The sequence below is a fragment of the Tardiphaga sp. OK246 genome, assembly GCF_900188215.1.
GTDB classification, from domain to species: Bacteria; Pseudomonadota; Alphaproteobacteria; order Rhizobiales; family Xanthobacteraceae; genus Tardiphaga; species Tardiphaga robiniae.
The window spans coordinates 320,779-335,377 of the sequence record NZ_FZOX01000006.1 but is presented as its reverse complement, the minus strand read 5'-3'; the positions used below and the strand labels follow the sequence as shown (position 1 = coordinate 335,377).

Annotated in this window: 15 protein-coding genes; 10 read left to right on the top strand and 5 right to left on the bottom strand. The window is 62.2% G+C overall.

All coding sequences use genetic code 11. From position 1 onward, the window contains the following. The first annotated feature begins 80 nt into the window (after nucleotides 1-80). The 3 genes from CHC01_RS25625 (at nucleotide 81) to CHC01_RS25615 (ending at nucleotide 3,047) form a co-directional block, all read left to right on the top strand. Complete coding sequence (locus CHC01_RS25625) at nucleotides 81-1,841, top strand: ATP-binding protein (RefSeq protein ID WP_089267173.1); 1,761 nt, start codon at nucleotides 81-83, stop codon at nucleotides 1,839-1,841. Nucleotides 1,842-1,931: 90 nt separating this feature from the next. Further along, nucleotides 1,932-2,510: a peroxidase-related enzyme gene (locus tag CHC01_RS25620; protein WP_089267324.1), complete on the top strand. Its 579-nt coding sequence runs from the start codon at nucleotides 1,932-1,934 to the stop codon at nucleotides 2,508-2,510. A gap of 27 nt (nucleotides 2,511-2,537) precedes the next feature. Further along, the gene (locus CHC01_RS25615; RefSeq protein ID WP_089267172.1) at nucleotides 2,538-3,047 is read left to right on the top strand and encodes an MgtC/SapB family protein; all 510 of its coding nucleotides are present in this window, start codon (nucleotides 2,538-2,540) and stop codon (nucleotides 3,045-3,047) included. Here CHC01_RS25615 and CHC01_RS25610 read toward each other — a convergent pair. Continuing rightward, nucleotides 3,008-3,634: a ParB-like protein gene (locus tag CHC01_RS25610; RefSeq protein ID WP_089267171.1), complete on the bottom strand. Its 627-nt coding sequence runs from the start codon at nucleotides 3,632-3,634 to the stop codon at nucleotides 3,008-3,010. The genes CHC01_RS25615 and CHC01_RS25610 overlap by 40 nt on opposite strands. A 177-nt stretch (nucleotides 3,635-3,811) precedes the next feature. Between CHC01_RS25610 and CHC01_RS25605 the strand changes: the two genes are divergently transcribed. The 7 genes from CHC01_RS25605 to CHC01_RS25575 all read left to right on the top strand — a co-directional run bounded on the left by CHC01_RS25605 (nucleotide 3,812) and on the right by CHC01_RS25575 (nucleotide 9,767). Continuing rightward, on the top strand, nucleotides 3,812-4,159 hold the full coding sequence (locus tag CHC01_RS25605) for a hypothetical protein (protein WP_089267170.1): 348 nt from the start codon (nucleotides 3,812-3,814) through the stop codon (nucleotides 4,157-4,159). A 189-nt stretch (nucleotides 4,160-4,348) separates the two neighbouring features. Then, nucleotides 4,349-4,630, top strand: coding sequence for an acyl carrier protein (locus CHC01_RS25600; RefSeq protein WP_002711294.1), 282 nt, complete (start codon nucleotides 4,349-4,351; stop codon nucleotides 4,628-4,630). A gap of 9 nt (nucleotides 4,631-4,639) precedes the next feature. Continuing rightward, the gene (locus CHC01_RS25595; protein ID WP_089267169.1) at nucleotides 4,640-5,113 is read left to right on the top strand and encodes a 3-hydroxyacyl-ACP dehydratase FabZ family protein; all 474 of its coding nucleotides are present in this window, start codon (nucleotides 4,640-4,642) and stop codon (nucleotides 5,111-5,113) included. After that, nucleotides 5,106-6,308, top strand: a complete 1,203-nt coding sequence (locus tag CHC01_RS25590; RefSeq protein ID WP_089267168.1) for a beta-ketoacyl-ACP synthase — start codon at nucleotides 5,106-5,108, stop codon at nucleotides 6,306-6,308. Before CHC01_RS25595 ends, CHC01_RS25590 begins: the two co-directional genes overlap by 8 nt. Nucleotides 6,309-6,424: 116 nt before the next feature. Further along, nucleotides 6,425-7,705, top strand: coding sequence for a beta-ketoacyl-ACP synthase (locus CHC01_RS25585; RefSeq protein WP_089267167.1), 1,281 nt, complete (start codon nucleotides 6,425-6,427; stop codon nucleotides 7,703-7,705). Nucleotides 7,706-7,809: 104 nt separating this feature from the next. Further along, nucleotides 7,810-8,832 carry a zinc-binding dehydrogenase gene (locus CHC01_RS25580; protein ID WP_089267166.1) on the top strand — a complete coding sequence of 341 codons (1,023 nt, stop codon included), beginning with the start codon at nucleotides 7,810-7,812 and terminating at the stop codon, nucleotides 8,830-8,832. Beyond that, nucleotides 8,832-9,767, top strand: a complete 936-nt coding sequence (locus CHC01_RS25575) for a lipid A biosynthesis lauroyl acyltransferase (protein ID WP_089267165.1) — start codon at nucleotides 8,832-8,834, stop codon at nucleotides 9,765-9,767. The genes CHC01_RS25580 and CHC01_RS25575 overlap by 1 nt, the downstream gene beginning before the upstream one ends. A gap of 3 nt (nucleotides 9,768-9,770) precedes the next feature. On the opposite strand, the gene CHC01_RS25570 is transcribed toward CHC01_RS25575, so the two are convergent. From CHC01_RS25570 to CHC01_RS25555, 4 genes are all read right to left on the bottom strand, one after another. Next, nucleotides 9,771-10,883: a polyamine ABC transporter substrate-binding protein gene (locus CHC01_RS25570; protein ID WP_176454709.1), complete on the bottom strand. Its 1,113-nt coding sequence runs from the start codon at nucleotides 10,881-10,883 to the stop codon at nucleotides 9,771-9,773. 9 nt (nucleotides 10,884-10,892) lie between these two features. After that, nucleotides 10,893-12,047: an aminotransferase gene (locus CHC01_RS25565; RefSeq protein ID WP_089267164.1), complete on the bottom strand. Its 1,155-nt coding sequence runs from the start codon at nucleotides 12,045-12,047 to the stop codon at nucleotides 10,893-10,895. A 7-nt stretch (nucleotides 12,048-12,054) separates the two neighbouring features. Then, complete coding sequence (locus CHC01_RS25560) at nucleotides 12,055-12,387, bottom strand: rhodanese-like domain-containing protein (protein WP_089267322.1); 333 nt, start codon at nucleotides 12,385-12,387, stop codon at nucleotides 12,055-12,057. 168 nt (nucleotides 12,388-12,555) lie between these two features. Then, entirely contained in the window at nucleotides 12,556-14,478 is a 1,923-nt protein-coding gene (locus CHC01_RS25555) for a potassium transporter Kup (RefSeq protein WP_089267163.1), read from the bottom strand. Nucleotides 14,479-14,599 lie beyond the last annotated feature (121 nt).

Below are 14,599 nucleotides of genomic sequence, written 5' to 3'. Positions count from 1 at the left end.
CTGCGGACGCGCCTTAACAATTTGTCCAGTCCCTGACCTGCATAGTCGGCCCAACCGGGGCGTGAGACGCGAATTCATCAATGACCAGTTTAAACGCAGCGGCGTCGTTCGGGCGCATTATCTCAGTTCGCGGCTCGCTGGCCCGGGTCGGCTTGCTTGCCGTGAACCCGATGACGCCTTCGGAGATGCGCGGCACCGTCGGCCGCTTCGTCAGCATCCGTTGCGCCTCCTCGACCATCATTGCCATGATCACGGAAGTGTCCGCCGAGAACATGCATGCATCGGACATGTATATCGCGAGTGCCTCGGTCGATCTGCTCGGCGAGATCATGGGGCACGGAGACAAGGCCAAATTCCAGCGCGGCGTCACCAACTATCCCACCATCGACGACATCGTCGATCTGATCAGCAATCACGATCTGCGCACGGTCTATGCGCCGTCCGGCTCCGAGCAGATCAACGTGGGCACGCTGCAGCAGGACAAGTCGGTCGCCGCTTATGTCGACGTCGAGGAAATGCTGAGCAAGCACTTCGCGGTGCTCGGCTCCACCGGTGTCGGTAAATCCACCGGCGTGTCGCTGCTGCTCAATGAAATCCTGAAGTCGCGCCCGCATCTGCGCATTTTCCTGCTCGACGTGCATAACGAATATGGCCGCTGCTTCGGCGATAAGTCGCTGGTGCTGAACCCGCGCAATCTGAAACTGCCGTTCTGGCTGTTCAATTTCGAGGAAATCGTCGACGTGCTGTTCGCCGGCCGCCCCGGCGTGCCCGAAGAGCTCGAAATCCTCTCGGAAGTCATCCCGATCGCCAAGGGCGTCTACACGCAATACCAGAACGCCGACCGCATTGGCCTCAAGCGCATCGATCCCAAGACCATCGGCTACACCGTCGATACGCCGGTGCCTTATCGCCTGGTCGATTTGATCTCGCTGATCGACGAGCGCATGGGCAAGCTCGAGAACCGCTCGTCGCGCATCCAGTATCACAAGCTGATCTCGCGCATCGAAGCGGTGAAGAACGATCCGCGCTACGCCTTCATGTTCGACAACGCCAATGTCGGCGGCGACACCATGGCGGAAGTGATCAGCCATCTGTTCCGCCTGCCCGCCAACGGCAAGCCGATGACCATCATGCAGCTCGCCGGCTTCCCCGCGGAAGTCGTCGATAGCGTGGTGTCGGTGCTGTGCCGGATGGCATTCGATTTCGGCCTGTGGAGTGACGGCGCCTCGCCACTGCTGTTCGTCTGCGAGGAAGCGCATCGCTACGCCTCCGCCGACCGCAATATCGGCTTTGGCCCGACCCGCAAGGCAGTGTCGCGCATCGCCAAGGAAGGCCGCAAATACGGCGTCTATCTCGGCCTCGTGACGCAGCGTCCGGCAGAACTCGACGCCACGATCATTTCCCAGTGCAACACACTGTTCGCCATGCGCCTCGCCAACGAGCGCGACCAGGCCCTGCTGCGCTCCGCGGTGTCGGATGCCGCTGCCAACCTGCTCTCCTTCGTGCCGTCACTCGGCACGCGCGAAGTCCTTGCCTTCGGTGAAGGCGTCGCATTACCGACCCGCCTGCGTTTCAAGGAAGTGCCGCCGCACCAGCTGCCGCGCTCCGAAGCCACCATCGCGACAGTGCCCTCGGTCGCCGCCGGTCACGACATGCAGTTCGTCAGCGCGGTGCTGGAGCGCTGGCGCGGCGCCACCTCGCATCGGGAGGTACCGAACGATCCCGGCTTCATCGAACGGCCCCTGGCGACGCCGAGCCGCAGCGTCGAAGCCCCAATGCTGCAACCCTCGCTCGGCCTCGATCCGGATCGCTTCTCGCTGCTCAAGAAGCCGCTGCGCTAATCGCATCGGCATGCATTGCCGCAAGCGCTTTGCGGTGACGGTGTGATCGCCTATGGTCTCGTGAAACAGAAACGTTCACGGGAATGCCAGATGACCCAGCCGATTGCGCAACGCTTTCCGACACCCGCCCTCGACAAGTTGCCCGAGGACATCCGCACGCGCATTATGGGCGTGCAGGAAAAGTCCGGCTTCGTGCCGAACGTGTTCCTGTCGCTGGCCTATCGCCCCGACGAATTCCGCGCGTTCTTCGCCTATCACGACGCGCTGATGGAAAAGGACAGCGGGTTGACCAAGGCCGAGCGCGAGATGATCGTGGTCGCGACGTCAGCCGCCAACCAGTGCCATTATTGCGTCATCGCGCATGGTGCGATCCTGCGCATTCGCGCCAAGAACCCGACCATCGCCGACCAGATCGCCGTCAACTACCGCAAGGCCGACATCACGCCGAAGCAGCGTGCGATGCTGGATTTCGCCATGAAAGTGAGCCGGTCCGCCGAGACCATCGGCGAGCAGGATTTCGCCGAGGTCTCCGGCCACGGCTTCAGCGACGACGATATCTGGGACATCACCGCGATCTCGGCCTTCTTCGCGCTGTCGAACCGGATGGCCAATGTCACCAACATGAAGCCGAATGACGAATTCTATATGATGGGCCGGCTGCCAAAGTAACGGCACGGGGTTTAGAAGGATCTCGCATTGCTCGACTGGTCGGACATCATCCTACGTCTCGGCATCGCCGCCCTGGTTGGCGGAGCCATCGGCCTCAACCGCGATCTGCACGGCAAGCCCGTCGGCGTACGCACGCTGGGGCTCGTCAGCCTGGCCACCGCGATGATCGTGGTGCTGGCCGATCCGCTCGGCAAAGGCGGCTTCACGGATGCCGGGAGCCGGGTCATTCAGGGCATACTCACCGGCGTCGGCTTTCTCGGTGCCGGCGTGATCTTTCATGCCGAGCGGCATTTCCGTGTCCGCGGCCTGACCAGCGCCGCCTGCGTCTGGCTGACCGCCTGTGTCGGCATCATGTGCGGCGCCGGTCACTGGCGCATCGTCACCGTCTCGGTGGTGATCGCCTTCCTCGTGCTGCTGCTCGGCGGAAGGATCGAACGCGCCCTGCATCGCGTGCTCGGCGGCAAAGGCGACCCCGCTGCGATCCCGATGGATGCGCCTCAGTCGTCGGACGCCGGTCCGCACCAGCCGGGCAAATAGATCGCATCCTTGCTTTTGGCGATCGCCAGCGCTTTCTCCAATGCCTTGGCGAAATCTGCATCGATCTCCTTGGTGGAGAGCCGGCTGCGAAACAGGTCCGCCCACAGGAATTCGCTGAACGGCGTGGTGTCCTTGGCATAGCCGCCGGCGCGGCGAATTTCGCCGGCCAGACTGCGGAACGGATCGTCCTTCAGGCCCGTCACCGATTTCGGAATATCCTTGAACTGTCGGCGCTCGCCCTTGGCGTCATAGGGATAGGCCCAGCGGCGGTGATCGAGCACGCCCCAGAAGGCTTTCATATCGACCATCGTAAGATCCGCGATCACGGTGACGAGCACATCCTTCACGCCTTCGTCATGCAACGCACGTGCGAGATGATGGTGATCGACCACGTAGTGACGCTGATCCGGCCCCAGCACCACGGGGATCATGTGCTGGCCGAGCAGTTCGGCCTGTTTGCGCTTGGACTTATGGGCGCGCCAGCGTTTGCGCTTCTCCTTCACCTCGCGCATGCCCACCGTCATCTGCGTTGGCCGCAGCGACAGGATCGGGACCGGATGCAGCAACGGTTCGCGTGTGTTCGGCATGTGGCCTCCCATCTATCCGACGTTTCATCGGAGCGAAGTATGGCATGGCCGCCGCGCCGAGGCGGATCAGTTCCACGTCATTTCTGACGATTGCCGCATCCGTGCCATGCGGACTTTATCTGCGCGAAGCAGCCGCCTCGTGGTACACTGCGACATTGCATGCGCAGACCCACGACCATGAAGACCCAGCAGCCGATTATCAGAGAAGATGACGAGCACCGCGTGCTTCGCTTCGTGCCCCGCACCTCGGCTACGCTGCCACACCATCCCACCGCTCCTGCCGACCAACCGCGCCGCCGCCAAACCACCGGCGCCAGCGACCTGTCCCGCTATCAACAGGCACAGGACGACCCCGACGACTTCCGCCACCGGATGCTGGCCAATAGCGCAGCCTTCGGCTTTACGGTGATCCTGGTGGGTGTCGGGATCTGGCTCGCGGTTAGCATCGCGGATCTCCGCAAAACCCAGGATTGCGTGTTGATGGGCCGCCGCGACTGCGCCCATATTGTTGCGCCGCACGGCTGAGGCGCGCCAGCCCCTCTTTCCACAGCCCACAGGGGCTGGTGAGCGGGCGCTCAACTGCATTGAACTGCCGCCCCCGCTCCGATATACGGGCAATCGACTCTATACGGCGGACCGGGACTGCCCCGGGGCGAAGCCCTGTCTTTGCGCGCGCCGATCGAACATTATCTTCAATATATCAAAGGCTTAGTAATGTCCTCCACATTCGATCAGGTCGCCACAATCATCGCCGAGACTTGCGACATTCCCCGCGACACGATCACACCGGAAAGCCACGCCATCGACGATCTGGGGATCGACAGCCTCGACTTCCTGGATATCGCTTTCGCGATCGACAAGGCGTTCGGGATCAAGCTGCCGCTCGAAAAATGGACCCAGGAGGTCAATGACGGCAAGGCGACCACCGAGCAGTATTTCGTCCTGAAGAACCTCAGCGCGCGCATCGACGAATTGGTCGCGGCCAAGGGCGCGTAACGCCCCGCCATGAACCTCGAATATTTTCACCTGATCGACCGCATCACCGACCTCAATGTCGGCGAACGGACGATCACGGTCGAAGCCAACGTCCCCGAGACCAGTACCATCTTCGAGGGCCACTTCCCGGGCTACCCGCTGATGCCCGGCGTGCTGCTGATCGAGTCGATGGCGCAGACTTCGGGCTGGCTGCTGATCGCGCTGATGAAGTTCGAGCGTATGCCCTTCCTCGCCGCAGTGAAGGAAGCCAAGATGCGTACCTTCATCACGCCCGGCACGAAGCTGGACATCACCGCCAGCGTGCTGCACGAGGGCGACGGCTTCTACATGACCACTGTCAAGATCAAGGTCGACGGCAAGCTGACCTGCAACGCGCAGCTCACCTTCAAGACCGTCCCGTTCCCCCATCCGGATCTGCGCGGGCACATGGACATCGTGGCCGAGCGCATCGGATTTCCCCTACAGGCAATCACCAATGGCTGAAACCCGACCGATGACATCCGAGCCGGTGGAAGCGTGGATCACCGGCATTGGCCTCGCAACGTCATTGGGCGAAGGCCCTGACGCGCATTGGGATGCGTTGAACAACAAGCGCATCAATGTCGATGAAACCGGCTTCGCTCCGAACATCGTCCACCCCCTCGCGCCGGTCTCATACGACGCGCAGATCCCCAAGAAGGGCGATCAGCGTCAGATGGAAGCCTGGCAGCGGATCGGCACCTATGCCGCCGGCCTCGCGCTGGATTCAGCTGGCGTCAAAGGCAACAAGGACATCCTGTCGAGGATGGACATGATCGTTGCCGCCGGTGGCGGTGAGCGCGACCTGGCCGTCGATTCCGGCATCCTGAATTCGGACGGCTATGGCGCTGCGACACCGGGCCTGCTCAACGAAAAACTGCTCAACGACCTCAGGCCGACTCTGTTTCTGGCGCAGCTCTCCAACCTGCTCGCCGGCAATATCGCCATCGTGCACGGCGTCACCGGTTCGTCCCGCACCTTCATGGGCGAGGAAGCGGCTGGCGTGGACGCCGCGCGCATCGCACTGGCCCGCATCGCTGACGGCCAGAGCGACATCGCGCTGATCGGCGCCGCACATAATGGTGAGCGCAAGGACCTGCTGCTGCTGTACGAATTCGACGACTTCAACCTGAAGAACAAGTTCGAAACCGTCTGGGCGCGCGAGAAGAATTCCGGCTTTGCGCTCGGCTCTGCCGGCGCATTCCTCGTCATTGAATCCAGGGCGCATGCAGAAGCGCGCGGTGCCAAGCCTCTCGCACGTCTCAAGAGCGTGGTCGCCGATCATGCCCGTCGCAAGACTCCCGGCGAAGTCACCGCTTCGCTGCAGGGGTTGTGGTCGAAGCTCGGCGCGAGGAGCGACGCTGCGATCATCACCGGCGCGACCGGTGCGGAACCCGTGACAGCGGAAGAGCGCGCCTTCCTGAAGGATCATGCGGATGTCGCCATCCGCGGCACCGGCACTCTCTTCGGTCATACGCTCGAAACCCAATTCCCGCTTGGCCTCGGCCTTGCGGCGTTGGCGATCTCGCGCGGCGCAATGTTTCCGCCGAACGATTCAACCGGCCTCGAGATTGAAAAGTCCGGCAAGCCCACCCAGATTGTGGTGATCGGCGCCGGCCACTGGCGCGGCGAAGGCATGGCGCTGGTTGAAGCCATCTAGAACCCATCTGGGCTCTAGATTTTTCTTATGTTTGAGCAAGATCTTATCCGAAAACCGGCATCCACTTTTCGGGATCATGCTCAAGTTAAGCGGTCGACGCGGCCGACGGAGAGAGCATGACTGCAACGCGCGATAAATTCGGCCGACCGATCGTTGTCGTCACGGGCATGGGTGTTGCGACATCGCTCGGCGCCGGCAAAGAGGACAACTGGGCCAAGCTCACCGCTGGCGAGTCCGGCATTCGCACCATCACGCGTTTTCCCACCGACGGCATGAAGACGACGATGGCAGGAACGATCGATTTCGTGCCGGTCGAGCCGTTTTCCTCCACCGACCTCTCCGAGAAGCTCGGCGAGCTCGTCACCGAGGAAGCCATCGCGCAGGCCAATATCGGCAGCAAGGGCGACTTCCCGGGCCCGCTGTTCCTCGCGGTTGCGCCTGTCGAAGTCGAGTGGCCGCAGCGCCAGGTGTTGGCCAAGGCCGCCGGCGCCAATAGCGATATCAATTACGACACACTGCTGCGCGTCGCCGGCGGCGGCAAGTTCGTCCAGTATCACCGCCGCTTCCTGTTCGGCTCGGTTGCCGACCATCTCGCGGACACGTTCGGCACCAAGGGCTCGCCGATCTCGCTGTCCACCGCGTGTGCCTCCGGCGCGACTGCGATCCAGCTCGGCGTCGAAGCGATCCGCCGCGGCGAAGCCGATGCGGCGCTGTGCGTGGCCACCGACGGCTCGGTGAACCCGGAAGCGCTGATCCGTTTCTCGCTGCTATCGGCACTCTCGACCCACAACGACCCGCCACAGAAAGCTGTCCGTCCCTTCGCCAAGAACCGCGATGGTTTCGTGATGGCCGAAGGCGCCGGTGCGCTGGTCCTGGAAAGCCTGGAAGCCGCCACCGCGCGCGGCGCCAAGATCCTCGGCATTGTCGCCGGTTGCGGCGAACTCGCGGACTCGTTCCACCGCACCCGTTCCAGCCCGGACGGCAAGCCGATCATCGGCTGCGTGAACAACGCACTGGTGGATGCCGGTCTGACGTCGGACCAGATCGACTACATCAACGCCCACGGCACCGGCACGCCGGAAAACGACAAGATGGAGTATCTCGGCATTTCCAGCGTATTCGGTGAGCGCGCCAAGGAAATTCCGGTCTCGTCGAACAAGTCCATGGTCGGCCACACGCTCTCCGCCGCCGGCGCTGTTGAGGCGGTGTTCTCGCTGCTCACCCTGGAACACCAGCGGATCCCGCCGACGATCAATTACGATGTTCCCGATCCGGCCATTCCGTTCGACGTGGTTCCCAATACCGCCCGCGATGCACGCGTGACGGCCGTGATGTCGAATTCCTTCGGCTTTGGTGGCCAGAATGCCTCGCTGATCCTCACCGGCGAGCCCGTTTAAGGCTCCCCGGCCCCGTTGGCCGCCCCTCGCCGGTTGACGTCATGACGTGAACCGGCGATACGCAGGCCATCCGAAATCAACCTTTCTTGCCGGAGACGCGGTTCATGCGTGCGCTCAATCTTGTTGCCGATCGTGAGCTCGTCGTCGTCGACGTGCCACCGCCCCCGCCGCCTGGTGCCGGCGAAGTGCAGATCCGCGTCAAGGCTGTCGGCCTGAACCATATCGACGTCTGGGGCTTCCGCGGCATGGCCTTCGCCAAGCGCAAGCTGCCGCTGTCGATCGGCGCCGAAGCCTCGGGCGAAGTCGCTGCGGTCGGTGAAGGCGTCACCCATGTGAAGCCCGGCCAGAAGGTCGTGATGTATGGTGCGCTGACCTGCGGGCACTGCAAGGCCTGTCAGGAAGGCCGCGACAATTTCTGCGAAAATGTCGGCGGTCTCTATGGCTTCCACATCGACGGCTTCTCGCGCGAACTGATGAACATGCCGGCGCGTCTGGTGATCCCTGTCCCTGACGGCATCAGCTTCCGCGACGCCGCCTGCGCCCCGATCGCCTTCTCTACCGTGCAGCACATGCTGTTCGACAATGCCAAGCTGCAGCCCGGCGAAACCATTCTGGTCCATGCCGGCGGTTCCGGCATCGGCACCGTGGCCATCATGATGGCCAAGAAGATCGGCTGCACCGTCATCACCACCGTGGGCGACGATTCCAAGATCGAGGGTGTGAAGGCCCTCGGCGCCGACCACGTCATCAACTATCGCAAGGATCGCTTCGAGGGCGAGACCCGCAAGATCACCAAGAAGAAGGGCGTCGATGTCGTGTTCGAACACGTCGGCGCTGACACCTTCAATGGTTCGCTGCTGGTGATGAAGCGCGGCGGACGTCTGGTCACCTGCGGTTCGACCTCGGGCCCGACCACGACGATCAACCTGATGCAGCTGTTCCAACAGCAATACCGCATCTTCGGATCGTTCGGCGCCACCATGAAGAACATTGCCGAGAGCCTCGACAAGATGGCTGACGGCATGCTGCCGGTGATCGATACCGAAGTGCCGATCAGCGATGTCGAGACCGCGCTGAAGCGGATGGAAACCCGCCAGGTGTTCGGCAAGATCATCGTTCACTTCTGATGCTTCGCCTGCTGCTTCGCACCAAGGCGCGCATTCGCGATGCCCTGAAGCCTGCAGGCGACGCTGCTGTCGGCGCACTGACGATCGGCATCCTGCGGACCACGCGCTATTTCGATCCGGTCAAAACCGCCAACCGGTTCGGCAAGATCACTCAGCGCATCGGCCCGCTGTTTCGCGAAGACAAGATCGGCCGCGCCAATCTCACCGCCGCCTTCCCCGAGAAATCACCGGAAGAAATCGAGAAGATCCTCGCGGGTGTCTGGGACAATATGGGGCGCATCGGTGCGGAATTCGCCCATCTCGACAAGATCTGGGACTATGACCCGGCCAATCCGACCAAGCCGAGCAATGTCGAATTCTCCGCGCGCACCGGCGAGATTTTCGATCAACTGCGCGACGACGGCAAACCGGCACTGATTTTCGCCAGCCATCTCGGCAATTGGGAAATTCCTGCGCTCGCCGCCGTGGCCCACGGCCTCGACGCCGCCGTGCTCTATCGCCGGCCGAACAGCGCCGCCGCAGACCGCGCCATTCATCAGACGCGCGCGATCAACATGGGCAATCTCATCCCGGCCAGCCATGACGCACCGCTCAAGCTCGCGCACGCGCTGAACGAGGGCAAGCACGTCGCCATGCTGGTGGATCAATGGTTCACCAATGGCGTCCCGGTGGATTTCTTCGGCCGCAAGACCAATGCCAATCCGATGCTGGCGCGGCTGTTGCGTCAGGTCGATTGCCCGATCCACGGTGTTCGTATCATCCGCCTGCCCGATCATCGCTTCCGCATCGAAGTCTCCGAAGAGGTGAAACCGGTGCGCGATGCCAATGGCAAGGTCGACGTTCAGGGCACCATGCAGGCGGTGACGTCCGTGCTGGAAGGCTGGATCCGGGAATATCCCGAGCAGTGGCTGTGGCTGCACCGGCGCTGGCGATAGCGCTCAGCGCCCCGTCTTTACCTTCGTCCACAGCCGGTTGATCACGCGTTGCGTCGCCGGATCGCGTGCGGTGATGACGAACAGCTTCTGAAGCATCGCCTCATCCGGATAGATCGTTTTGTCGTTCAGGATCTTCGGATCGATCAGCTTCTGGCTGGCGAGATTGCCGTTGGCATAGCCGAGGAAGTCCGAATTCTTCGCCGCGACATCCGGCCGGTAGAGGTAGTTGATCAGCTCATAGGCTTCATTGACGTTCTTGGCATCGGCCGGGATTGCCAGATTATCGAAGAACATCTGCGCGCCCTCCTTCGGCACGGCATAACCGATCTCGACGCCGTTCTTCGCTTCATCCGCCCGCGCACGCGCCTGGATGATGTCGCCGGACCAGCCGACCACCAGACAGATCTCGCCGGTCGCTAGCGCGCTCAGATATTCCGAGGAGTGAAACTTGCGAACATTGCCTCTGATCTTGCCGACGAGATCGGCGGCCTTTTCGAGATCCGGCTGCTTGGTGGAATTGGGATCGAGACCCAACGCATTCAACGCCGCCGGCAGAATGTCATCGGCGGAGTCCAGCATATGGACGCCGCAATCCTTGAACTTCGCAAGGTTCTCCGGCTTGAAGACGATATCCCAGCTATCGATCTTCGCGTCGGGCCCGAGGATTTTCGCGACCTGCTTGACGTTGTAGCCGATGCCGGTGGTGCCCCACATGTAGTTCGCGGCAAACTGATTGCCGGGATCGTAGATCGCGAGGCGCTTTGTCACCTCTGGCCAGGCATTGGCGAGGTTCGGCAGCTTCGCCCTGTCGAGCTTCTGGAACACCTTTGCGGTGATCTGCCGCTGCAGGAAATAAGCTGTCGGCACCACGACATCGTAGCCGGATTTGCCAGCCAGGAGACGCGTCTCCAGCGTCTCATTGGCATCGAAGGTGTCGTAGACGACCTTGATGCCGGTTTCCTTTGTGAACGCCTCCAGCACGCCGGGCGCCATGTAGTTCGACCAGTTGTAGAAGTTGACGACGCGCTCTTGCTTCTGGTCTTGCGCCTGCACGGGCAAGGACCACAGCAGCGCCGCTCCGACGACCCACGCGATCCCCTGCTTGCCCATGCGCATCAATTTCCCCTAGCGGCGATGAACGGCGTTGTGCAGACGCTCCAGCGCCGTATCGAGCGTTGCGTCGTTCTTGGCGAAACAGAAACGCACCACCGAGGTCACCTTGTCCTGCTCATAGAAGGCCGACACCGGAATCGCCGCGACCTTGTAGTCGTAGACGAGACGCCGGCAGAATTCCTCGTCGGTCTCGTTCAGTCCCAGCGGCGACAGATCGACGGTGAGGAAGTACGTGCCCTGCGACTTGATGACGGGAAAGCCGATGCTCTCCAGACCGGCGGCGAGGCGATCGCGGCTACGCGCGAGGTCGGCCCGCATGGTCTTGAAGTACTCGTCGGACTTGCCGAGACCGTAGGCGACAGCGACCTGCAGGTTCGGCGCGGTCGTGAAGGTCAGGAACTGATGTACCTTGGCGCAGACGCGGAGCAGGTGCGGCGCGGCGCAAACGAAGCCGATCTTCCAGCCGGTCAGCGAGAAGATCTTGCCGGCGGAGCCGACCTTGATGGTGCGATCGCGCATGCCGGGAATGGTGATCAGCGGGATATGCTCGTGACCATCGAAGGTCACATGTTCCCAGACTTCGTCACAGATCGCGATCGTATCGAATTCCTGACAGAACTTCGCCAGCAGTTCGAGATCCTCGCGCGGCGACACCACTGCAGCCGGATTGAGCGGGCTGTTGAACAGCACGGCCTTGGTCTTGTGATTGAAGACCGCGCGCAGGTGTTCCTCCGTGAGGCGCCAGTGCGGCGGCTTGAGGCTGACCAGACGCGGAATGCCGCCGGCCTGCCGGATGATCGGCAAATAAGAATCGTAGACCGGCTGGAAGCACACGACTTCGTCGCCGGGCTCCACCACCGCAAGGATCGACGAGGTCAGCGCCTCGGTACCGCCGGAGGTCACCATTACCTCGGTCATCGGATCGAGCGAGAGCTTGTGCCAGTGCTGGTAATGCGTGGCGATCGCCTGACGCAGCTCCGGGATGCCCATCATCGACGGATACTGGTTATAGCCGTTCAGCACCGCATCGGCGGCCGCCTGACGGATATCGTCGGGACCGGGATGATCGGGAAAGCCCTGCCCGAGATTGATGGCGTTGTGATCGCGCGCAAGCTGCGACATCGCCTCGAACACCGTGACGGGCAGCTCAGAGAAGATCTTGTTCATAGAGGGATCAGCCAGCCTTGGTCGGCAGGCCTGCAGCCTTCCATCCCAGAATCCCGCCGGCGAGGTGCTTATCATAGGCAAAGCCATCGGCCTGCGCGGCCAGCGAGGCCGTCACCGAGCGCTTGCCGGAGCGACATGCGAAGACGATCTGCTTGCCCGCAGGATCGGGCAGATCGGCGCTATCGAAGCCCGACAGCGGCACCACGACGGCATCCGGATAGGCCTCGACCGCGACCTCGTTGGGTTCGCGCACGTCAACCAGCAAATACTTGCCTTCAGTGATCCCCTTGGACACTTCCTCGGGCGTCAAATCGTGAACGGTATGAGCTTCGCCTGCCACCACAACCTCCTGCCGCCCCGGTGTCCGGAGCGAATGCGAAGGGGCGGAAACGCCCCTGTTTTCGGGCGCCAACGTCGCCTCTCGCGCGGCGAAAATCAAGCGCCGGAAGAGCTTATTGTCGGGCCTGATCTTGCCCGAAAACCGCAAGCCCACTTTTCGGGATCAGGCCTAGATAGTCACCTGCGTACCCACCTCGACCACCCTCCCCGTGGGGATCTGGAAATAGTCGGTCGCGTCATTGGCAGTGCGGCTGAGCGCGATGAACAGATGGTCCTGCCAGCGTGGCATGCCGGAATGCGCGGCCGGTTTCAGCGCCCTGCGCGACAGGAAGAACGACGTCGACATGATGTCGAACTGCCAGCCGGTCTTGCGCGCGATCGCCAGGGATTTCGGCACATTCGGCGATTCCATGAAACCGAAGCGCAGCGTCACTTTCGAGAAGGTCGCGCTGATCTCTTCCATACGCACCCGCTCACTGGGATCGATGCGCGGCGTCGGCGCCGTCTCGATGGTGAGAATAACATTCTTCTCGTGAAGCACTTTATAGTGTTTCAGACTATGCATCAGCGCCGTCGGCGCACTCTGCGGATCGCTGGTGAGAAATACCGCCGTGCCGGCCACGCGCTGCGGCGGACGTTTCTCCAACATGGCCACGAGATCGGCCAGCGGAAACTCCAGCTTGCGCGACTTCTCGAACAGCAGGCGGCTGCCGCGCCGCCACGTATACATCATGAGAATGATCACGCCGCCCATCACCAGCGGCACCCAGCCGCCGTCGAACACCTTCAAGAGGTTCGCGGTGAGGAACGTGACGTCGATCACCAGAAACGGCACGATCAGCGCCGCAGCCGCGATCGGCGACCACTTCCAGCCGCGCCAGATCACCACAAAGCCCATCATCGCAGTGACGACCATGGTGCCGGTGACCGAGATACCATAGGCCGAGGCCAGCGAGCTCGATGACTTGAACAGCACGACAAGCACGATCACTGCGATGAACAGCAGCATATTGACGCGCGGAATGTAGATCTGGCCGGAATGCGACTCCGATGTGTGCCGGATTTCGAAACGCGGCAGCAGGCCAAGCTGGATCGCCTGCTGGGTCAGCGAATAGGCGCCGGTGATCACGGCCTGACTTGCAATCACGGTGGCAGTCGCCGCGAGGATCACCATGGGGATCAGCGCCCAGTCGGGAAACATCAGATAGAACGGATTTTCCAGCGCGGTGGGATCATGCATCACCAGCGCGGCCTGGCCGAAATAGTTGATGGCCAGTGACGGCAGCACGAGAAACAGCCAGGCCAGCTGGATCGGCTTTTTGCCGAAATGGCCGAGATCGGCATAGAGCGCTTCGGCGCCGGTCACGGCGAGAAACACTGCGCCCAACGTCACGAAGGCGATGATGCCGTGATGAAACATGAAGTAGATCGCATGCACTGGATTGAGTGCCGCGAGCACTTCAGGATGCTTCACGATCTGCGGAATGGCCGCTACCGCGATCACGATGAACCATAGGCACATGATCGGTCCGAAGAACGTCGCGACCTTCGCAGTGCCACGCGATTGCACGGCGAAAAGCGCCACAAGGATCACGATGGTGAGCGGTACAACATAGGGATCGAAGGCGGTGGTGACGAGCTTGACGCCCTCGATCGCCGAGAGCACGGACAGCGCCGGCGTGATCACCGCGTCCCCATAGAACAACGCCGCGGCGATGATGCCGAGCATCACCACCACCGGCCCGCTCGATCCGATCGCGCGCTGAGCCAGCGCCATCAGGGCCAGCGGGCCACCCTCGCCGTTATTGTCGGCGCGCAGCAGCAGCACGACATATTTGAGCGTCACGACGATGATCAGGGCCCACAGGATCAGCGAGAGGACGCCCAGGATTGCTTCATTGTCGATGCCGGGCGCCTTGTGGCCCCCGGCCGCGACCAGCGCCTCACGGAGCGCGTAAAGCGGGCTGGTGCCGATGTCGCCATAGACGACACCGATACTGCCCATGACGAGCGAGCCGAAGCTGGCCGTCGAGTGCCCATGGGTAGGGTCCGCCGGGGATGCCGCGGCGGGAGATGCGCTATCGATGGTCATGGAAACGGCCTCGAAGACTTCTGAATCGCAGGTCTCTGAACAGCGGGGCAGCGAGGCCGTTCCCGGCCCCGATGATCACACTCGTTATAGCGCAAATCGGGGAACCGGACATGACAAAAGA